The organism is Streptomyces sp. NPDC024555 (genome assembly GCF_055559335.1).
On sequence record NZ_JBVHKV010000005.1, the window covers coordinates 182,426 to 202,283 of the forward strand.

17 protein-coding genes are annotated in these 19,858 nt (G+C 71.5%); 6 read left to right on the top strand and 11 right to left on the bottom strand.

The window, feature by feature from the left end; translation table 11 throughout:
- The 4 genes from ACZ4FH_RS10480 to modA form a co-directional block, all read right to left on the bottom strand.
- Positions 1–1,455, bottom strand: a complete 1,455-nt coding sequence (locus ACZ4FH_RS10480; protein WP_467303758.1) for a basic amino acid/polyamine antiporter — start codon at positions 1,453–1,455, stop codon at positions 1–3.
- Between the two features lie 181 nt (positions 1,456–1,636).
- Positions 1,637–2,731, bottom strand: coding sequence for an ABC transporter ATP-binding protein (locus ACZ4FH_RS10485; RefSeq protein ID WP_467303759.1), 1,095 nt, complete (start codon positions 2,729–2,731; stop codon positions 1,637–1,639).
- Positions 2,728–3,585, bottom strand: coding sequence for a molybdate ABC transporter permease subunit (gene modB, locus ACZ4FH_RS10490; protein WP_467303760.1), 858 nt, complete (start codon positions 3,583–3,585; stop codon positions 2,728–2,730). Before modB ends, ACZ4FH_RS10485 begins: the two co-directional genes overlap by 4 nt.
- Entirely contained in the window at positions 3,582–4,403 is an 822-nt protein-coding gene (gene modA / locus ACZ4FH_RS10495; protein WP_467303761.1) for a molybdate ABC transporter substrate-binding protein, read from the bottom strand. The genes modB and modA overlap by 4 nt, the downstream gene beginning before the upstream one ends.
- A 239-nt stretch (positions 4,404–4,642) precedes the next feature.
- Here modA and ACZ4FH_RS10500 point away from each other — a divergent pair, with 239 nt between their 5' ends.
- Entirely contained in the window at positions 4,643–5,122 is a 480-nt protein-coding gene (locus ACZ4FH_RS10500; protein ID WP_467303762.1) for a molybdopterin-dependent oxidoreductase, read from the top strand.
- Here ACZ4FH_RS10500 and ACZ4FH_RS10505 read toward each other — a convergent pair.
- Positions 5,115–6,110: a DUF3533 domain-containing protein gene (locus ACZ4FH_RS10505; protein WP_467304025.1), complete on the bottom strand. Its 996-nt coding sequence runs from the start codon at positions 6,108–6,110 to the stop codon at positions 5,115–5,117. The genes ACZ4FH_RS10500 and ACZ4FH_RS10505 overlap by 8 nt on opposite strands.
- 226 nt (positions 6,111–6,336) lie before the next feature.
- Between ACZ4FH_RS10505 and ACZ4FH_RS10510 the strand changes: the two genes are divergently transcribed.
- Positions 6,337–6,846 carry a DinB family protein gene (locus tag ACZ4FH_RS10510; protein ID WP_467303763.1) on the top strand — a complete coding sequence of 170 codons (510 nt, stop codon included), beginning with the start codon at positions 6,337–6,339 and terminating at the stop codon, positions 6,844–6,846.
- Between the two features lie 269 nt (positions 6,847–7,115).
- Positions 7,116–8,699 carry a TROVE domain-containing protein gene (locus ACZ4FH_RS10515; protein WP_467303764.1) on the top strand — a complete coding sequence of 528 codons (1,584 nt, stop codon included), beginning with the start codon at positions 7,116–7,118 and terminating at the stop codon, positions 8,697–8,699.
- A gap of 67 nt (positions 8,700–8,766) precedes the next feature.
- Here ACZ4FH_RS10515 and ACZ4FH_RS10520 read toward each other — a convergent pair whose 3' ends face one another.
- The gene (locus ACZ4FH_RS10520; protein WP_467303765.1) at positions 8,767–9,723 is read right to left on the bottom strand and encodes an aldo/keto reductase; all 957 of its coding nucleotides are present in this window, start codon (positions 9,721–9,723) and stop codon (positions 8,767–8,769) included.
- On the bottom strand, positions 9,720–11,639 hold the full coding sequence (locus ACZ4FH_RS10525; protein ID WP_467303766.1) for a DUF8034 domain-containing protein: 1,920 nt from the start codon (positions 11,637–11,639) through the stop codon (positions 9,720–9,722). The genes ACZ4FH_RS10520 and ACZ4FH_RS10525 overlap by 4 nt, the downstream gene beginning before the upstream one ends.
- Positions 11,640–11,772: 133 nt before the next feature.
- Between ACZ4FH_RS10525 and ACZ4FH_RS10530 the strand changes: the two genes are divergently transcribed.
- The 3 genes from ACZ4FH_RS10530 (at position 11,773) to ACZ4FH_RS10540 (ending at position 14,482) form a co-directional block, all read left to right on the top strand.
- Positions 11,773–12,597, top strand: a complete 825-nt coding sequence (locus tag ACZ4FH_RS10530) for an amidohydrolase family protein (RefSeq protein ID WP_467303767.1) — start codon at positions 11,773–11,775, stop codon at positions 12,595–12,597.
- Between the two features lie 122 nt (positions 12,598–12,719).
- Complete coding sequence (locus tag ACZ4FH_RS10535; RefSeq protein WP_467303768.1) at positions 12,720–13,706, top strand: acetylxylan esterase; 987 nt, start codon at positions 12,720–12,722, stop codon at positions 13,704–13,706.
- Between the two features lie 68 nt (positions 13,707–13,774).
- Positions 13,775–14,482: a GntR family transcriptional regulator gene (locus ACZ4FH_RS10540; protein WP_467303770.1), complete on the top strand. Its 708-nt coding sequence runs from the start codon at positions 13,775–13,777 to the stop codon at positions 14,480–14,482.
- Positions 14,483–14,600: 118 nt separating this feature from the next.
- Here the strand turns inward: ACZ4FH_RS10540 and ACZ4FH_RS10545 are convergent, their stop codons facing one another.
- The 4 genes from ACZ4FH_RS10545 to ACZ4FH_RS10560 form a co-directional block, all read right to left on the bottom strand.
- Complete coding sequence (locus tag ACZ4FH_RS10545) at positions 14,601–16,529, bottom strand: right-handed parallel beta-helix repeat-containing protein (RefSeq protein WP_467303771.1); 1,929 nt, start codon at positions 16,527–16,529, stop codon at positions 14,601–14,603.
- Positions 16,530–16,683: 154 nt separating this feature from the next.
- Positions 16,684–17,598 (bottom strand): carbohydrate ABC transporter permease, encoded by a 915-nt coding sequence (locus tag ACZ4FH_RS10550; protein WP_467303772.1) that lies wholly within the window; start codon positions 17,596–17,598, stop codon positions 16,684–16,686.
- A 10-nt stretch (positions 17,599–17,608) separates the two neighbouring features.
- Positions 17,609–18,538: a carbohydrate ABC transporter permease gene (locus ACZ4FH_RS10555; RefSeq protein WP_467303773.1), complete on the bottom strand. Its 930-nt coding sequence runs from the start codon at positions 18,536–18,538 to the stop codon at positions 17,609–17,611.
- The gene (locus ACZ4FH_RS10560) at positions 18,517–19,761 is read right to left on the bottom strand and encodes an ABC transporter substrate-binding protein (protein ID WP_467303774.1); all 1,245 of its coding nucleotides are present in this window, start codon (positions 19,759–19,761) and stop codon (positions 18,517–18,519) included. Before ACZ4FH_RS10560 ends, ACZ4FH_RS10555 begins: the two co-directional genes overlap by 22 nt.
- Positions 19,762–19,858 lie beyond the last annotated feature (97 nt).

The following is a 19,858-nucleotide window of genomic DNA, read 5'->3' on the forward strand; positions in this document are numbered from 1 at the left end:
TCAGAGGCTGATCCAGCCGGCGGCCAGGGCCACCACGCCGACGACGGCACCGGCCACGGAGACCGCGAGGACGACGGCCTCCCGGGGCGAGAAGAGCGTCCGGCCCTGTTCACGGCGGGCCATCACGAAGAGCACCGTGGCGGGGGCGTAGAGGATGAACGACATCAGGACGAAGCGGAGCCCGGCCGCGTAGACGAGGAACGCCGTGTAGAGCGTGGCGAGGGCCGCGACCGTCAGTTCGCCGCGCGAGGTGCGGCCGCCGGTGGTCAGCGGGTCGGTCCGCGTCCCGATCCGCACGGCGAAACCGGCGGCCAGCAGATACGGGATCAGGGACAGGGCGCTCGTGAGGTCGAGCGCGAAGGTGAACGCGTCGTCCGAGAACGCGGTGACCACCAGCACGACCTGGGTCAGCACCGTGGTCATCACGAGCGCGGGAACCGGCACGTCGGCGTGGTTGGCACGCGCCAGGAAGCGCGGCATGTCGTCGTCCTTCGCGGCGACGAACAGCACCTCGGCCGACATCAGCGTCCACGCCAGATAGGCGCCCAGCACCGACACGATCAGACCCGCGCTGATGAAGACCTTGCCCCAGGTGCCGACGGCGTCCTCCAGGACCCCCGCCATCGACGGCTGGCGCAGCTCGGCGATCTGCTCCATCGGCATGATCCCGTACGACACGATGACGACGGAGGCGAAGATCGCGAAGACGCCGAGGAAGCCGAGGAGCGTGGCCCGGCCCACGTCGGAGCGCTTCTTCGCGTGCCGGGAGTACACGCTCGCCCCCTCGATGCCGAGGAAGACGAAGACGGTGGCCAGCATGGTGCCCCGGACCTGGCTGAACAGCGACCCCGCGTAGTCGGCGCCGCCCCAGTTGTCCGCGAACACACCGGCGTCGAAGTAGAACAGGGCCAGCACGACGAAGACCAGGATGGGGACGATCTTCGCGACGGTCACGATCCGGTTGATCGCCGCGGCCTCCTTCACCCCCCGGCGGATCATGAGGAAGAACGCCCACAGCCCGGCCGAGGAGAGCACGATCGCCAGGGCCGTGTCGCCGTCGCCGAGCGCGGGCCAGATCGCCCCGACCGTGGACATGATCAGGAACCAGTACGTCACATTGCCCACGCAGGCACTGGCCCAGTAGCCGAACGCCGAGAAGAACCCCAGGTACTCGCCGAACCCGGCCTTCGCGTACGCGTACACCCCCGCGTCCAGATCCGGCCGGCGCACGGCCAGCGACTGGAAGACGAAGGCGAGCGTCAGCATGCCCGCACCGGCGATCGCCCACGCGATCAGCGCCCCCGCGACACCGGTCTCCTCGGCGAAACGCCGCGGCAACGAGAAGACGCCCGCACCGACCATGGAGCCGACCACCATCGTGGTCAGGGTGAAGAGCGTCAGCTTCGCGGGCGGCGGTGACTCCGGTGCGGCGTCGGTGGTGGCTGCGTGCGTCATGACGTCCTTCCCGCTCCGGCGGGGCCGGCGCTCACGGACGCCGTGGGCCGCGACAACCGGCCGCGGCGTAGTCACACCTTGTACTAATTGGGTGACTACAGCATCTTTTGAAGTCATGCGGGGTGAAGGAGCGGTTTCGCGCGGAGGCCGAGACGCACCCGATGCCGCCGCACCCGTCCGTTCACGCCGGGTACGCGTGCGTCTGCGTGGCCTTGACCGTGGCCCAGACCTCGGCCCCCGTGTGCAGGTCCAGCTCGGCCGCGGCCATCGTCGTCAGGGCCGCCGCCAGCGGCAGTTCGCCCGTGAGGGCCGCGCGGATCTGGTCGCCGTGCGTCTCCAGGCCCACCACCTCGCAGCGCCAGAGATTCCGCGCGCTGGACCCCGTCGGACGCTCGCGGTGCAGGGTGACCGCGCTGGGCGGGAACGCCACGAACACCGGACCCGACAGCTCCTCCGAGGTGGTGATCGCGGGGCCGCCGTCGAGCCGCACCGTATGCGCGTCGGCCCGCCCCCGGTACAGGTTCAGACCGACGAGATGCGCGATGTAGTCCGTACGCGGGCGGCGGGCGATGGCGGCGGGAGTGCCCTCCTGCACGATCCGGCCGTCCTCGACGACGACCAGATGGTCGGCCAGGACCATCGCGTCGAGCGGGTCGTGCGTCACGAGCACCGCGACCGCCTCGAAGCCCGCCAGATGGCGGCGGAGCTGCGCGCGCACATCGAGACGGGTGCGGGCGTCGAGGGCCGCGAGCGGTTCGTCGAGCAGCAGCAGCCGGGGACGGGTGGCCAGGGCGCGGGCGAGCGCCACCCGCTGCGCCTGCCCTCCCGAGAGCCGGCGCGGCTTGGCGGACGCGTGGGCGGACAGCCCCATGCGGTCCAGCCAGCCGGCGGCCTCGGCGCGCGCCCGCGCGCGGGAGGCGCCCCGGCAGCGGGGCCCGAACGCCACGTTGTCCAGCGCGCTCAGATGGGGGAACAGCAGATAGTCCTGGAAGACCACGCCGACCGGCCGCGCCTCCGGCGCCAGCCGGTCCAGCTCCACGCCGTCCAGCAGGATGTGCCCGTCCGTCAGCGGCACCAGACCCGCGAGGGCGCGCAGCGCGGTCGTCTTCCCGGCGCCGTTCGGCCCGAGGAGGGCGATCACGTCACCGGGCGCCGCACGCAGCGACACATCGAGGCGGAACGCCCCGCGTTCCACGAGCAGCCGGGCGTCCAGGCCCGCGTCCGACGAGGGCGCGGGGGATACGACGGGGCGAGGGGTCCTGCCGGTGTCGGTCATGAGGCGGTCATCCAGCGGTCGCGCAGTCCGGCCAGGACCGCGATGGACACGGCGAGCAGCACGAGGCTGAGGGCGATCGCGGCCTCCGGATCGCTCTGGAGGGCCAGGTACACGGCGAGCGGCATCGTCTGCGTCCGGCCCGGGAAGTTCCCGGCGAACGTGATCGTCGCACCGAACTCGCCCAGCGCACGCGCCCACGCCAGCACCGCCCCGGCCGCGATCCCCGGCATGATCATCGGGAGCGTGACCCGGCGGAACGCGGTGAAACGCGAGGCGCCCAGTGTCGTCGCGGCCTCCTCGTACCGCGGATCGGCGGCCCGCAGCGTGCCCTCCACGCTGATGACGAGGAACGGCATCGCGACGAACGCCTCCGCGACCACCACACCCGTCGTCGTGAACGGCAGCGTGACGCCGAACCACGCGTCGAGCCACCGGCCCACGACCCCGTTGCGCCCCAGCGCCATCAGCAGCGCCACACCGCCCACCACCGGCGGCAGCACCAGGGGCAGCGTCACCAGGGCGCGGACCAGGCCGCGGCCGGGGAACTCGACCCGTGCCAGCAGCCAGGCCAGCGGCACCCCGAGGACCAGGCTCACCGCCGTCGCCCCCGTCGCGCAGAGCAGCGAGAGCCGCAGCGCCTCCCAGACCCCGGTGCTGGTCAGCAGCGTCGGCATGCTGCGCCACGGGGCCCTGATCAGCAGCGCGACCAGGGGCAGCGCCAGGAAGGCGAGCCCGATCACGGCGGGGACCAGCAGGGGGAGCGGCGCGCCGGTCCGGCGCGGGGCGCGGCGGCGGGGCCGCGGGCCGCCGGGCGCGGGCGCGGTCCCGCCGGGCGCGGGGGAGGGTGCTGTCACGGCTTGAGGAACCCGGCCTCGTTCAGCACCTTCTGGCCCTCGGCGGATTGGACGAGCGCGATGAACGCCTTCGCGGTCTCCGTGTTCTTCGAGCCCTTGAGCAGTGCGATCGGGTAGTCGTTGACGGCGCCGGCCGATTCGGGGAACTCCACGCCCTCCACCTTCCCGCCGGCCGCCTTCACATCCGTCTTGTACACGACCGCGGCGTCGGCCTCCTTCAGCACCACCTTGTTCAGGGCCGACTTGACGTCCTGCTCGTAGGAGGCGGGGGTGAGCTTCAGCCCGCTCGCGTCCAGTGCCTTCTGCGCGGCCGCGCCGCAGGGCACGGTCTTGTCGCACAGCACGACCTTGAGACCGGACCCGGTGAGGTCCTTCAGCGAGGTCACCTTGTCGGGGTTGCCCGGCAGGGTCGCGATCTCCAGCTGATTGCGGACGAACGTGGCCGGTTCGGCCGCGTTGTCGCCGGCGTCCGTGACGATCTTCATCGTCTTCGGGCTGGCCGAGGCGAACACGTCCGCCGGGGCGCCGCCGGTGATGCTCGCCGCCAGCGAGTCGCTGCCGCCGAAGCTGAAGGTGACCGAGGTGCCCGGGTGGGCCTGCTCGAACTGCTTGCCCAGGGCCTCGAAGCTCTCCTTGAGCGAGGCGGCGGCGAACACGGTCACCGCGCCGGAGACCTTTGTGCCGCCGGCCGACGGCGAGGAGTCCGAGGGTGTGTCCGAGTCGGAGGAGGAGCAGGCGCCCAGGAGCAGCAGGGCGGCGGCGCCCGCGCCGGCCGTCTGCGCCATGCGTCGGGTCCGGCGCGCGGGTCGGGTCGTCATGGGGCACTCCCTCTGGTCCTCACGGACCCGTCCTCGGTCCTGCGGACCTGGTCGACGCATGCCCTCGGGCCGCCGCATCCCTGATCCGGTGGCTGTGCACGCGTCGATCATCATGCCGCAGATGCGAGGTGTATGTCTCCTGTCGCTTCGCATGAGCGGGGACGGTCGGGATTCGACCTGGCATGTGCGTTTCTACGGGGTGGCCGTGCGGGTACGGTCCAGCGGGGAGGTGGTAGCCCGTGAGTCAGTCCCTCGAAGCGGCCCGCACACCCGCCGGACCCGTGGCGGAGCTGGTCCTCAGCGGCGACCTCGACCGGCCGGGCCGGCTGACCGTGCCCGATCTGCTGGGCTGGCCGCAGCGCAGCGCCCGGGTCGCCTTCGAGTGCGCCACCAGCGGAGCCCGGCACCACACGTACACCGGACCGCTGCTGCACGACGTCCTCGCGGCGGCCCGTCCCGCCTTCGACCCGGGCCGCCGCAAGGACCGGCTGCGCTTCCTCGTCACGGTGCACGGCGCGGACGGTCACCACGCCCTGCTCTCCTGGGCGGAGATCGACCCGGACTTCGGACGGGCACCCGTCCTGCTCGCCGTCACCCTCGACGGCGCCCGGCTCGACGGCGTCGGACCGCAGCTCGTCCTCCCCCAGGACCGCTGCGGCGGACGCTACGTCAGCGGGATCGACGCCATCCGCGTGGACGGCCTGGTCCGTCTCAGGTGAGGGGCCGGGGCCGCCGTCCGTCGCTCACGGCGGCGGAACCGATGGCGACGACGATCCCCGCGAAGGCCCACGCGCCCAGGATCCACAGCGCACCGGTGGTCGCACTGCCGTCGAAGTACACCGTGTTGCGGACCACCGTCGTTCCCGCGCCCGGCGGCAGCGCCTGGCCGATCGCCGCCCAGAACGGCGGCAGCAGCGAGGACGGATAGACGCCGCCCGAGCTGGGGTTGCCCAGAATGGTGAAGATGAGGATGGTGAGGCCGAGCCCCACCGTGCCGGCCAGCGACTGGAGCGCCACCCCCACCGCACCGGAGGCGAACACCACCAGGGTGCCGATTCCCACCAGGTCCCAGAACGCGCCCGGCAGACAGTTCAGCACCGGACCCACGATGACCGCGCCGCCGATGCCGGAGACGAAGGCGTACGGCACCATCGCCGCGAGACGCACCAGCGTGCGGCGCAGGGTGGGGCGCTTCGAGCCCGCGGCCATGTTCAGCGCCGACGCGGCGAGGTAGCCGCCGATCGTCCAGCTGAGGACCAGATAGAAGGAGGACAGACCGCGTGAGTCGCCCGCCGCCGGCGGACGGATGTCCCGGACCACGAGGGAGCGCTGCTGGGTCCGCTCCACCTCCGCCACGATCTTCGCCGCGGCGTCGGCCGCCGACGGGCCGCCCGCCGAGGCCACCATCAAGGTGTCGGTGCGCCCGGCCGCGTTGACGATCAGGGCCGCGTCCGTGTCCCGTTCCAGGAGCCGGGACCGGGCCTGCGCCCGGTCCGCCGCGGCGGTGACGTGCAGGGGCTCGCCGGGCAGCGCGTTGAGCCGGGCCACCAGCTCCGCCTCGGCCGCCGCGGGCGCCACCACCACGATCGGCACCCGGTGCGGCTTCGGGGCATGGAAGGCGCCCATGTACGAGAGCGCGAAGCCGAGTTGGAGCAGCAGCACGCCCACCATGACGAGCACGGACCTGGTCGAGATCGCGTCGCGCAATTCCTTCCAGACCGTGTTCCCGCCCGGCTGGTCCGTCGCACTCGCCACGTGAAGTCCCTTTCCTGCCGACTGTGTTCGTTTCATTCCGAACCACCACATAGTCGGCGTGTCCGGCCGTCCGGCCGGGAGAACACGCGGCCCGGGGCGGCGCGTACCCCGTTCGGCCGTACGCCGCCCCCGTGGTCGATACTGGGCCCGGCACCAGGAGCGGACGAAGGGAACGGCCATGACGGACGACCACCGGGTGGGACCGCCCAGCCGGGGCGGCGAACGCGACACCCTGCGGGCCTTCCTCGACTACCACCGGGAGACCCTCGCCATGAAGTGCGAAGGGCTGAGCGACGAGGAGCTGCGGCAGCGCTCCATGCCGCCCTCCACCCTCTCCCTCCTCGGCCTCGTCCGGCATATGGCCGAGGTCGAACGCACCTGGTTCCGCCGGGTGTTCGAGGACCACGAGGTGCCCCTCGTCTGGTCGGACCGGATGGACTTCCAGGCCGCGTACGACGCGAGCACCGCCACCCGGCAGGAGGCCTTCGACGCCTGGCGGACCGAGGTGGAGCACGCCCGGCGCATCGAGCGCTCGATCGACTCCCTGGACCGGGCCGGGCTCCAGCCGCGCTGGGGCGAGGAGGTCTCCCTGCGGATGGTCATGATCCACGTCCTCCTGGAGTACGGCCGGCACAACGGTCACGCCGACTTCCTCCGCGAGGGAATCGACGGCACCGTCGGGGCCTGAGAGGCGGCGAACTCCCGCACAGGGCACCCCCGTTTAATCGGTGGTGCCCTTCGGGCGCGCCCCGTAGGCTGCCCCCGCGACCGCGCCCCCGATGCGCTCGGCTGCGGCTCCTTCCGTTCGGCACCATGTGACGCCGCCGCCTCTTCCTGAACTCGGGCGGCGCGGTCGTCCACTCCCCGGGCCACCGCGTCCGGGACCTTCCTGTTCCCGAACCCCTGGGGGAATCCCTGCGTCGCCACGCTCCGCGCGTCTCGAAGATCTGGACCGAGATGCTGGTGGCCCCGCCCGTCTCCGCGGCGGCCCGCGTCCTGCACGCTCCCCGCACCGCCGGACAGCCACACGCCCCCACCACCCGCCAGGGCGGCCCCGCCTTCTTCCGGCCGCCGAAGGAGGAACTGTTCCTCCTCGCCGTCGGCAACCTCGTCACCCAGCGGACCTACCACGAGGACGCCGCGGAGCGCGACGCCCGCTTCGCAGGCCTTGTCGGCCGGCTCGCGGTCGAGGAACCCACGTGGACCGCCGGACTGCTGCGCTGGCTCCGCGAGGACGCCCATCTGCGCACCGCCCCGCTGGTCGGCGCCGCCGCGTACGTACACGCCCGGCTCGCCGCCCGAGCGGCGCACGGCCCCTCCAACCGCTCCGTGATCGACTCCGTCCTGCGCCGCGCCGACGAACCCGGCGAACTGCTCGCCCACTGGACCTCCGCCTACGGACGCAACGTCCCCCAACCCGTGAAGCGCGGCATCGCCGACGCCGTACGCCGGCTGTACACCTCCCGCTCCCTGCTGAAGTACGACACCGCCTCGCACGGCTACCGCTTCGGGGACGTGCTGAACGTGGTGCACGCGGCCCCGCACCCGCAACGGCCCCGGCAGGGCGAGCTGTTCCGCCATGCCCTGGACCGCCGCCACCGTCCGGCGACGGCCGTCCCGCCGCCCCACGACACCGTGCTGCGCGCGCACCGCGAACTGACCGCCCTCCCCGTGGCCGAGCGGTACGCCGCGGTCACCGCACCGGGCGGCGCCGAACGGCTGGCCGCGGCCGGAATGACCTGGGAAGCCCTGGCCGGCTGGCTGCACGGGCCGCTGGACGCCGCCGTGTGGGAGGCGGTCATCCCGTCGATGAGGCCCATGGCCCTGCTGCGCAATCTGCGCAACTTCGACGAAGCGGGCGTCTCGGACGAGGCCGCCGCCCGGGTCGCCGCCCGCATCGCGGACCCCGACGAGGTCGCCCGGTCCCGGCAGTTCCCCTTCCGCTACCTGGCCGCCCACCGCAACGCCCCCTCCGGGCGGTGGGCCCCGGCCCTGGAGACGGCACTCGGCCACAGCCTGGCCCACGTGCCCGCGCTGCCCGGCCGGACCCTGATCCTGGTGGACCGCTCCGACTCGATGTTCTGGGACACCGTCTCCGACCGCTCCACCCTGACCCGGGCCGACGCGGCGGCCGTCTTCGGGGCCGCGCTGGCCCTGCGCGCCGAGCGGGCCGACCTGGTGGAGTTCGGCTGGCAGAGCAAGCCGGTCCCGTTCGCGCCGGGCGAACCGCTGCTCAATGTGGTCGGGCGCTTCCACGCGCTCGGCGGCACCTGCACCGAACGGGCCGTACGCACCCACTTCCGCGACCACGACCGGGTGCTGATCGTGACCGACGAGCAGACGACGGGCATCGGCAACCCCGTCGCGTCCGTGCCGTCCCGCGTCCCCGTCCACACCTGGAACCTCGCCGGCTACCGCCCCGCGCAGTCGCCCGCCGGACGCCACCGGCACACCTTCGGCGGCTTCTCCGACGCGGCGTTCCGCATGGTCGGGTACATCGAGGACGGGCGTGACGCGCGCTGGCCCTGGACCGTGCCGTGAACGGAACGCCGTCCGTCCGGGCGTCAGGACCCGGACGGACGGCGGGACGGGGAGGAGACGGCGCCGGTCAACCGGCGCGCGCCTCCAGCAGCCGCGGGGGCACGAACCCGGCGTCCGCCAGGCGCTCCCAGAGCGCGTCCGGGACGGGGAAGCGGGCCGCCGCCGCGTTCGCCGTCACCTCACCCGCCGAACGGCAGCCCAGGACCACCGAACTCACGGCCGGGTGGAGCAGCGGGAACTGCACGGCCGCCGCCGTGAGCGGCACCTCGTACTCCGCGCACAGCTCCCGGCAGCGGCGGGCCCGCTCCAGCGCCTCGGCGGGAGCGGGGCGGTAGTTGAACATCGCGCCGGGCGAGGGGTCGGCCAGCAGCCCGGTGTTGAACACCCCGCCGACCACGACGGCCGTGCCCGTCTCGGCGCACCGGGGCAGCAGGGTCTCCAGTGCCTCGTGGTCCAGGAGCGAGAAGCGGCCCGCGACGAGGACCGCGTCGACCTCGAACTCCGTGACGTACTCGGTCAGCGGGGCGCTGTGGTTCATGCCGAAGCCGATGGCCCGGATCAGCCCCTCGTCCCGCAGTCTGCGCACCGCCGGATAGGCCGTGCGGCGGACCTCGTCCGGATAGTTGTCCGGATCGTGGATGTAGAGGATGTCGACGCCGGAGCGGCCGAGCCGGGTGAGGCTGGACTCCAGCGACTCGCGGATCCCGCGCTCGGTCCAGTCGGTGACCACCTCGCCGGGGGAGCCGTCCGGCCGGGGACGCAGCAGCCACCCCGTCTTGGTGGAGATCACCGGGGCCGGGTCGCCGGCCGGCGGGAGCAGCCGGCCGAGCCGCCGTTCGGCGACCCCGTGGCCGTAGCGGGGCGCGGTGTCGAAGTAGGTGATCCCCTCCGCCAGCGAGGCGTCGACGGTCGCGGCGGCGTCCTCGTCGGACACCTCCTCGTACAGACCCCCGATCGGGGCGGTTCCCAGGCCGAGGCGGGGGAGTGCGAAGGGCAGCCGGTTGGCCGCGCGGGTGTCGTTCATGCCCGGTCCCAGGGAGAGGCGCAGGCCGCGCGGCCCGCGCGCAGCGTCATGGTCAGGGTCAGCCGGACCCGGGTGTTCCCGGGCAGGGCGAGGCGCACATACGGTCCGTCGACCGGCTGCTCGGGGCCGTCGTCGACCCGGACGGAGGCGATGCGGTGCTCGGCGAACGAACCGGCCTGCACCAGCAGGGAGCGGGCCGTGCCGCCGAGGTTCACCAGCTCGGCCACCGTGTGCTCCGGGCGGATGTCGGAGACCAGCGCGGCGACGTCGGCCGGCAGCCCGGGACGGCGGGCGTCCGCGTCGTGGTAGCGCAGATGGAGCTGGGCCAGACCGCCGTTGTAGAGGACCTGGGGGGAGCCGGTGGTCAGCTGGAGCAGGGCCTCCGTCACCACCGGATTGAGGTGCTGCCAGTGGTGGATGCCCAGCGCGTCGGGACCGGTCCGCGGATCGACGGTGTCCTGCTCGATGGCCTCGACCCGCTCGGCGCAACTCGCCAGCGCACTGGACAGCATCCGCTCCGGGTAGTCGGGATTGCGCCCGTGCAGGAACTCGTACCAGGGCTCCTCGTGCCCCGCCTCGTCCTTGATCCGCTGCGTGTGCACCTCGGACCAGTCCCAGGCGGCCCCGGCCCGCAGCCGCTCGATGCGGTCGCGGTCGGCCTCGTCACGGCTGAAGTGCCAGAGCGAGAGCGGGACCTGACCCGGCATGACCGTGAAGTCGAACCAGCCGGTGTCGTTGTGACGCTGCGGCACCATCAGGGTGGTCTCGCCGCTCATCGACCGCAGATGCGGGTCCCAGCGCTCGCCGAGCGTGCCCCGCCCCTCGGGAGTGCGCTGCTCGGCGTGGTCCAGCACCGCGTCCAGGGGGTTGCGGGCCAGGCCCAGATAGCCCGGGTCGCCGGTGAGGAGCGTCGCGTTCACGGCGCCGACGAGGGTGGCGCTGCCGACGGGGGAGAGGCCGTGCGGCCACGACCAGCCGTAGTGGCCGCCGTACCAGCGGCCCTCCAGATACTCGCCCACCGCACCGCTCAGCCCCGCGTTGTCGGGAACGACCTCGCGGTCGCCGAGCCGGTCCTGCCAGCCGCCGACGTACTCGGCGACCCAGTCCGCGTACCGCTGGTCACCGCCGAGCAGGAAGGCGTTCGCCGCCAGGCCCGTGGCCGCCAGGTTGACGATCGTGTCGCCCCGGCCCATCCGCTCCCACATCGCGCGCCCGTACTCCCGGGCCCGCTCCGGATCGGCGACCAGCTCGTCGAAGGAGCCGACGTCCGTCCCGTCCAGCGGAAGACCGTACGGGCGCAGCGCCTCGCTCCAGGGGAAGTACGCCTCCTCGTCGCTGAAGCCGAAGCGCGGCCCGGCCGCTCCGTTGTGCGGGGCCCGGATCACCCGGTGGACCGGGTCGTAGTTGGGGCCGCCGGCCAGATAGAAGTCGGCGAACCGCCGGGCCAGTTCGCCCAGCTCCGCGTCGTCCGGATCGGCCAGGCACAGCCCGTAGAACAACAGCAGGCCCTCGCCCTGGTGGAACCAGTCGTAGCCCCGCTCGAATCCGTCGACCAGCATCCCCATCTCGGTCAGCTGGGCGGTGACCCCCCGCCAGTGGCGGCGCGAGGCGGTCAGCAGGTCCGCGCTCCCGCCCAGCAGGTACAGCGTCGGCCAGTTGAAGAACGGCTCGTAGAAGTCGTCCACGCCGTCGCGGCCGTCCAGGCCCTCGCCGAGCGTGTCCCGGAAGACCAGCCGGCCGTCCCCCTCCGTGTAGCGGTCCGCGAACAACCGCCACGCCTTGTCCTGGACGGCGAACAACCGCCGCTGGAGTTCCGCCCATCGGGGGACCTCGGTGACGGCGCGGGTCCCGGTCAGCAAGGGGCCGTGCGCCGGACCCCTCGTCTGCGTGCCGCCGGTCCGCTCAGGCCTGAGCATCGAGAACACCTGCTCCCACATCACATACGGATTGAATAATCGCCCATCGATAGCCGATGGTTAGACTCACCGGCGGGGGCCGACGTGTCAATACGTCGGAGCGCCCCGCCCGGCCCCGACGAGGAGGCGCACCGTGATCGACTGCCATGTCCACCTGTGGGATCCGGCCCGGGGATTCCCGTGGATCAGACCCGGCAGTGAGCACCATCACACCTTCGACGAGGGCGACTTGGAGCGTTCGGGCAGCGGTCTCGGCCTGACCGGATCGGTGCTGGTGGAGGCCTCGCGGGGCGACGCCGGCGAGACCCTCGCCCTGCACGGCCTGCGGGTGCGCCGCCCCGATCTGGTCGCCGGATACGTCGCCAATCTGCATGTCCACGGGGACGGCGGACCCGTCCGGTTCCGGGAGCTGCTGGACGGGATGGGCGAGGCGCGGCCCAACGGGATGCGGCTCGGCGGCGCCACCTGGTCGGACACCCCGGAGGCGGCCCGCGCCCTGGTCCCGGTGCTGGCCGGGGCCGGAACCGTCCTGGAACTCAACCTCCACCGGGACGCCCTGACCGCGGCGGCCGACGCCGCGGCCGCCCATCCCGGGCTCACCGTCGTCGTCGACCACCTGGGCAATCCGCCCGACCCCCGCACCCCGGAGTCCGGCGAGTGGTTCCGCGCCGTGGAACGGGCGGCCGACCGCCCCGGCGTCGTCGTCAAGATCTCCGGACTGCTCACCCAGCACCCCGGCCTCCCGCGCGACCGCGTCACCGCCCTGGTCCGCCATGTGGTGGACACCCTCGGCCCGGACCGCTGCCTCATCGGCTCAGACTGGCCCATCTGCCTGCCCAGGGGCTCACGGGCCGACTCCCTGGCCCTCGCGCGCCTCGGCCTGGAGCACCTCCCGGCCCCCGACCGCGAGCGGATCCTGCACACCACCGCCGTCCGCGTCTACGGACTCCGGAGCTGACCGTTACGCGTGGTTGACAGTGCGCGAAGGCCCCTGATTCGATTCTCTCGATGATCGATAGGCGATGATCAGTGACCGACTCCGCCCCTTCCGAGAGTCGGCCGACCTCCGCGGAGATACGCATGGCACAGTTCGACCTGCCCCTGGAGGAGCTGGAGCGTTACCGCCCGGCCCTCCCCGAACCCGATGACTTCGACGCCTTCTGGCGCGAAACACTGGACCAGCAGCGGGGGTTCGCCCTCGAAGCGACCTTCGAACCGGTCCCCAACGGGCTGGTCACCGTCGACACCTTCGACGTGACCTTCTCCGGCTACGGCGGCCACCGCGTGCGCGGCTGGCTCCAGTTGCCCGTCACCCGCACCGGCCCGCTGCCGGCCGTCGTGGAGTACCTGGGCTACAACAGCGGACGCGGCGCCCCGCACGAGAAGCGGCTCTGGGCCGACGCGGGATACGCCCACTTCATCATGGACACCCGCGGCCAGGGCGCCGAGACCCCCGACCCCGACCCGGCCTCCGGCGACATCGCCGCCCCCGGCTTCCTCACCCGCGGCGTCCTCGACCCCGAGCGCTACTACTACCGCCGGCTCTACACCGACGCCGTCCGGGCCGTCGCCGCCGCGCGCAGCCATCCCGCGGTCGACCCGGCCCGTGTCGTGGTCACCGGCACCAGCCAGGGCGGCGGCATCACGCTCGCCGCGGCCGGGCTCGTCCCCGACCTCGTCGCGGTCATGCCGGACGTCCCCTTCCTCTGCCACTTCCCCCGCGCCACCACGATCACGGACATGCCCCCGTACGCCGAGGTCACCAAGTTCGTGAAGATGCACCGCGAGCACGCGGCCACCGTCACCCGCACGATGTCCTACTTCGACGGCGCCACCCTCGCCCGCCGGGCGAACGCGCCGACGCTCTTCTCCGTCGGACTGATGGACCACATCTGCCCGCCCTCCACCGTGTACGCCGCCTACAACCACTACGGCGCGCTCGGCGGGGTGGACCAGAGCGACAAGCGCATATGCGTCTATCCGTTCAACGACCACGAGGGCGGCGGACCCGCCCACGAGGTCGTCAAGCTGGAGTGGCTGGCCAAGCGGCTCGCCGCCTCCGCGTGATTCCATCGGGAGAAGACGGGTGCGTAACATGTCGCAACTCACGTGCCCCAGTGCAGGATTGGGAACTCATGGCATCGAACGCGTCGGGTGGATTCGTCTCCACGCTGGCCACCAACAAGGACCGGTTCCGTAAGACACTGATCTCGGACCAGGTGTACGAGCTGCTGCGCCAGGCCGTGGTCGAGGGCGATCTCGCGCCGAACGACCGGGTGGTCGAGTCCGAGATCGCCCGGCGGCTCGGGGTCAGCCAGGCCCCGGTGCGCGAGGCGGTCAAGAGGCTCGCCCGTGAGGGCGTCTTCACGCATGTGCCGCGCCGCGGCCACTTCGTCGTGGAGATCTCCTCGCAGGACGCCGAGTACGCCCGCCAGGTGCGTGAGCCCCTGGAGAGCCTGGCCGCCCGGCTCGCCGCCGAGCGCATCACCGAGGACGAACTCGCCCAGCTCGACACCCAGGTCGAGCGCATGCACCGGGCGGTCGCCGCGAGCGACGTGAGCGAGTTCCGCGATGCCGACATCGAATTCCACACCCTGGTGGGGCAGTTCGCGGGAAACCCCTTCCTGGCGAGGATGTGGGAGGTCATCGAGCCGAGCCTGCGGACCCTGCGGGCCATCTCGGACCCGCTGTTCGACGGCGACTGGCACGCCATGGCCGAGGAGCACGGACGCCTCGTGGAGCTGCTGCGCTCCCGGGAGCCCGTGAAGGCGGCCGAGGCCTTCGCCGACCACGCGGCCGGCCGCGGACCGGTGCCCGACGCGCGGGAGTCCAAGAAGGCCTAGGCCGGTGGCCGTCGGCGCGAGGGAGCACCGCGCCGACGGCCGGCTGGCGGAGAACAGGCCGGTGGGCCCGATCCGGAGTTCCGGGTCGGGCCCACCGGTGTGTGGTGGTGCGGAGCGGTCAGCGGCGGGCGCCGGCCGTCCAGGCGGGAGCCCCGTACTGGAAGGCGCCCAGGCTCGGCACGGCGTCGGTCGAGCCGTCGTTGATGCCGGGCAGCGGGATCGCCTGACCGCGCGCGGGCGACTGCGCGGTGAGCCGGTAGTCGTGGTTCGCCGCGTCCACGAAGAGCGGATCGACGTCCTGGAGCAGGTTGTTGGACAGTTCCAGACCGCCCGCCGTCGCGCCGTCCAGGCCCCGGATCATCCCGATGTTGTTGGAGATCTTCGTGCCGGTCGACTGCCCCGGCTCCTTGACGTAGAACAGCGTCATGCCGCCGGTGTTGTTGTACACGCCGTTGTCGTGCGAACCGGTGCCCAGGCCGTTGAGCATGACCGTGCCCTCGCGGTTGCCCCAGCCCACGTTGTTGGCGATGACCAGATCGCTCTGGCCGTTGTCGGCGTAGATCCCGGAGATGCCGAACGTCGTGGACGTGGTGGCCGGCGCCGGGTCGTGGAGCACGTTGTGGTCGAGGGAGGTGCCCATCATCCAGGCGCTGCAGCAGGTGTAGATCGCCGCGACGTCGAGGCTCATCCGGGCGTACCCGGAGATGTCGTTGTACGCGATGACGTCCTTGCCCGGGGTGAGGCCCTCCACCTCGTTCCACTGGAGGTTGATGCCGCTGCGGCCGACGCGCGAGATCGTGTTGTGGGTGACGGTCTGGCTGTTGCCCTGGACGGCGATCCCGGCCGCGTAGGTGCCCATGTAGTCGACGTCGTGGATCACGTTGTCGGTGGCGGTGTTGTTCTGCCCGCGCAGCGCGATCCCGTTGCCGGCGCTCAGCGACAGATCACTGTTGACGACCTTGTTGAAGGTGCCGTCCACGATGATGCCGGTGTCCCCGACGCCCCGCGTCACGGTGGAGCCGCAGTCCGTCGCCCCCCGGGTGATGTCGGTGTAGTGCGAGAGGTACTGCCCCGTGAGGGAGTCCAAGGTGACCCCGGTGCTCGTCGGCCCCGTCGCGATGGTCGTCGCGAACAGGCCGATGCCCTTCACCGTGGTGTGGCTGGCCTTCGTCAGGTCGAAGCCGAGCGTGCGGCGCTTGGCCTCGACGACATGGCCGTCCGGGTCGTCGGTGCCGTACAGGTACAGCTGCTTGGCGGCCGCGTCGTAGAACCACTCGCCGGGGCGGGCCAGTTCGCCGATCTTCCCGGAGAGCGCGTAGCGGGTCTCCTTGGGGACGACCTTGTGGACGCAGGGCGGTGCGACGTCCAGGGTGACCGAGCCGGGGTCGGAACTCTTCACCGTGGTGGTCGCCGAGATGTACCAGTAGCCGGTGAGGGCGCGGGCGCCGTTCCAGTACCCCGCCGGGCGGGTCTGGTCCGGGTCCGCGATGGTGGCCTCGGCACTGCCCGCCCCCGCGTACTGGAGCGTGGGGTCGAGCAGGTCGAGCCCGGGGTAGGGCCACTGGGCCTCGATGTTCATCTTCTTGTCGGTGAACACCTGCACGGTGGTGACGTCGGACCCGAGGTCGACGTCGGTGCGGTAGATGTGCCCGGCCGCGACCGCGTCGCTGAACTGGGAGTCCGCGGCGTACGGGTCGGTGCGGGCGATCTCGGTGACATCGGCGGAGGTGACCGGCTCGAAGCCGCCGATCCGGGACGCGCCGCTGACCGTGACCCGGGCGCCGGGCGCGGCGCGGTAGGTGATGGGCCGGTCGGCGGTGCCCGAGCGGGCCGGCACCACGGTCTCCTCGTACGTCCCCGACAGGACGAGGCAGGTGTCCCCGGGGACCATGACGTCGGCGCACTTCTGGATGTGCTGGAAGGGCGTCCTGGTGGATCTGCCGTTGGCCGTGTCCTTGCCGGACGGCGCCACGTAGTACGTCGAACCGGTCTGCGGCTTGACCGGCTTGACCGGGTGGGCGGCGGCGGGATGGCCGGCCGCGACCATGGTCAGGGATGCGAGCAGGGCGGCTGCGGACCACAGTCCCGGACGGGACGATGGCCTCCTTCTCCTCGGCACTCCGGAGTCCTCTCTGATCGGTGGGCTGGTGCTCGGACGGGGGATGGGACGTGGGGGGTGGGGGAGCCCGTGCTTCAGGGGCTCACCCCTTGACGGCGCCGACGGTGAGACCGCTGATGATGTGGCGCTGCATGTAGATGAAGAAGATGACGACCGGCGCGATCGCGAGCAGAAGGTTGGGGAACACCTTCGTGAGGTCGGTCGAGTACTGGCTGATGCCGGCGTAGACCGCCGTCGTCACCGTGTAGTGCCCGGAGGACGGGCTGAGCAGGATCTGGGGCGAGATGAAGTCGTTCCAGATCCCGATCGAGTTCAGGATCAGCACCGTGACGACCGCCGGACGCATCAGCGGGAAGATGATGGACCAGAACGTGCGGTACCGGCCCGCGCCGTCGATCGTCGCCGCGTGGTCGATGTCGACCGGGATGGTGCGGATGAAGCCGACGAACAGGAAGATGCTCACCGGCAGCGTGGACGCCACGTCGTGCGCCACCAGACCGGTCACCGTATTGGCGAGCCCGACCTCGCGCAGCACGTAGATCACCGGGATGATCACGGCGGCGCCCGGGATGAAGGTGCCCGCCAGGAAGTACAGCAGCACCAGCTGGGTGCGCCGCTTCAGGCTGCGGGCGATCGCGTACGCGGCGGGCCCGGCGAGCACGATGCACAGCACGTCCACGACCACGACGAGGAACAGCGTGAAGCCGTACCCGCCGATGACGTTGAACTGCGGACTCGTGATCGCCGCCGACATGTGCGCGAAGGTGAGCCCGCCGAACGGGATCGAGAACGGGTTGTCGAGGATGTCCTGCTGGGACTTGAACGCGTTCACGACCAGCAGGTAGACCGGCACGATCATGACGACGAACAGCACACCGAGCAGCACCCAGCGCACGGGGGAGCGGGGCTCCTTCCGCTCGGTCCGGGGGACGTCGCCCGTGCCCGCCGGCTCCGCCTTCGGACTGTCGCGGACCTCTGCCGCCTCTAGTACCACCACCACCGGCTCCTTACTGTCCTGTCGCGGCTTGGTCCTGGCGGTTGCGCAGCGCCGTCACCACCAGGGCGAGCACGGCGGACACCACCATGAGGAACACCGCCTGCGCGGTCGCGTACCCGACCTTGGTTCCCTCGAAGGACCGGGCGAGGATGAGATACGTGAACGTCTGCGTCGAACCGGCCGGCCCGCCGCCGGTCAGGGAGACGACGATGTCGTACGCCCGGATGAGCCCGACCAGGTTCAGCACCGTCGCCACGGTCACCACGGGCGCGATCATGGGGATCACGATCCGCAGATTGATCTGGCGCTTGGAGGCGCCGTCGATCGCCGCCGCCTCCAGCAGTTCGGCGGGCACCGTCTGCAGGGCCGCGACGAACAGCACGACGTTGAAGCCGAAGCCGGCCCACACGATCACGCCGATCAGCGAGACCAGGGCGAACTTCTCGTCGAAGAGGAAGCCCAGCGGTTCGATGCCGAACTTGGCGAGCGTGTTGTTGATGGCCCCGTTGGTCCCCAGGATCGCCGCCCACAGATACCCGAGGATCAGCGCGCTGATCACGTGCGGGAAGTAGGCGACGGCCCGGAAGAACGAGTTCGACCGCGAACGGCCCTTGAGGACCAGGGCGTAGACGAGCCCGAGCCCCACCATCAGGGCCGTCCCGAACACGGAGATGAGCCCCGTGACGTACCAGGCGTCCGACGAGCTGGGGTCGTCGAACAGGTGCTTGTAGTTGTCGAGCCCGGTGAACGCCGCGGTGGAGAAGCCGTCCCAGTCGGTGAAGCTCAGATAGATCGCGACCCCGACCGGGACGACGGTCATCAGCGTGTAGAGCAGGACGGCCGGGCCCATCATCCCGAGGGAGACCGCCGACTCCCTGATCCGGGCCCGTCGCCGTGCGCCCGCGTCCAGGCCCTGGTTCAGCCCTGCGAGTTCCACCACTTGTCCAATCCCTCGGCGGCCTTCGAGGCGGACGAGCCGGTGAACAGCGACTGCACCTGCTTGTTCAGCTCGTCACTGAATCCGGCTATCGGCTGGTTGGCGCCCGACTTCACGATGACGTTCGGGGCCTTGTCGAGGATCTGCTGCACCGAGGTGCCCAGGCTCGACATCGGGTACGTGAAACCGCCGCGCAGGTTCCCGTCGGAGGCGAGCTGGCTCTTGATGGCCTCGGGGTCGGTGGTGGCCCACTTCACGAACTCGATGGCCTCCGCCTTGTGGCGGGACTTGTTGACCACGACGTACGGGTTCGACATGTTGCCGAACTGCCCGGACGGGTAGGCGCCGTCGGTCGGCATGGAGAACACGCCGATCTCGTCGCTCTTCTTCGCCGCGTCCGCGGCCGGCACGAAGTAGGAGCCCATGATGTACATCGCGGACTTGCCGTTGAGGAACGCCGTCTGGCCGTCCGCGTACGTCAGGCCGAGGGCGCTCTTCTCCAGGTAGCCCTTGTCGATCCAGCCCTTGTAGTTCTCCAGGTAGGGCAGGTAGCCGCTCTTGGCGAACGAGGCCTTGCCGTCGTTGCGCTTGGCGGTCCACTGCGGGTCGGCGGTGAGGACGCCCGCGTCGGCCATCATGGAGAACTGTGCTCCGGTGACCCACTGACCCGAGGTCTGCAGCGGCTTGTAGCCGGCGCCCTTGAGCTTGCCCATCGCCTCGGTGAACTGGTCCATCGTGTGGATCGCCGAGGCGTCGAGGCCCGCCTTGGTGAACGCGGCCTTGTTGTAGAAGACGAGCGACTGGATCTGCTCGCCCACGCCGACCACGTAGTGCTTGCCGTCCAGCGCGTACTGGTCGGTGAGCGGGGCCTTGCTGGTCCAGGACTCGTTCGACAGGTCCGCGAAGAGGGAGGCGGTCTCGGTGGTCGGGATGATCTGCTGGGCGACGTCCGGTGGGTCGCCGGCTGCCAGGTCCTGCCGCAGTTTGGCGTCCGCCGAGATGGTGCCGGTCAGTTCGAGCTTGACCGTCACCCCCGGGTTGGCCTTCTCGTACCGGTCGAAGAGGTCGTTCCAGTACTTCTCCGTCAGGTTCGGGGTGATGTTCACGATGACCCGGAGGGTGGTGCCCTCCGAGGCCGAGTCGGACTCGCCGCCGCAGGCGACGGCGGACGCCATCACCAGGGGGGCGAGGGCGAGTCCGGAGGCACGGCGCCACATGGTCTTCATAAGGACACGCTCCGTTGCGTAGTCGTGAATAATCGATAGCTGGTGTTCAGCCGCAGGGTTCCCGGTGGAGCAGAGGAGGGAGGGTTCCCGGGCGGTC

Bases quoted from the DNA above. Each gene is read 5' to 3' on its own strand.
- ACZ4FH_RS10515 (WP_467303764.1), top strand. From the start codon at position 7,116: ATGCTGGTGGCCCCGCCCGTCTCCGCGGCGGCCCGCGTCCTGCACGCT.
- ACZ4FH_RS10485 (WP_467303759.1), bottom strand. From the start codon at position 2,731: ATGACCGACACCGGCAGGACCCCTCGCCCCGTCGTATCCCCCGCGCCC.
- ACZ4FH_RS10545 (WP_467303771.1), bottom strand. From the start codon at position 16,529: ATGGTCGCGGCCGGCCATCCCGCCGCCGCCCACCCGGTCAAGCCGGTC.
- ACZ4FH_RS10510 (WP_467303763.1), top strand. From the start codon at position 6,337: ATGACGGACGACCACCGGGTGGGACCGCCCAGCCGGGGCGGCGAACGC.
- ACZ4FH_RS10525 (WP_467303766.1), bottom strand. From the start codon at position 11,639: ATGCTCAGGCCTGAGCGGACCGGCGGCACGCAGACGAGGGGTCCGGCG.
- ACZ4FH_RS10480 (WP_467303758.1), bottom strand. From the start codon at position 1,455: ATGACGCACGCAGCCACCACCGACGCCGCACCGGAGTCACCGCCGCCC.
- ACZ4FH_RS10540 (WP_467303770.1), top strand. From the start codon at position 13,775: ATGGCATCGAACGCGTCGGGTGGATTCGTCTCCACGCTGGCCACCAAC.
- ACZ4FH_RS10560 (WP_467303774.1), bottom strand. From the start codon at position 19,761: ATGAAGACCATGTGGCGCCGTGCCTCCGGACTCGCCCTCGCCCCCCTG.
- modA (WP_467303761.1), bottom strand. From the start codon at position 4,403: ATGACGACCCGACCCGCGCGCCGGACCCGACGCATGGCGCAGACGGCC.
- ACZ4FH_RS10520 (WP_467303765.1), bottom strand. From the start codon at position 9,723: ATGAACGACACCCGCGCGGCCAACCGGCTGCCCTTCGCACTCCCCCGC.
- ACZ4FH_RS10535 (WP_467303768.1), top strand. From the start codon at position 12,720: ATGGCACAGTTCGACCTGCCCCTGGAGGAGCTGGAGCGTTACCGCCCG.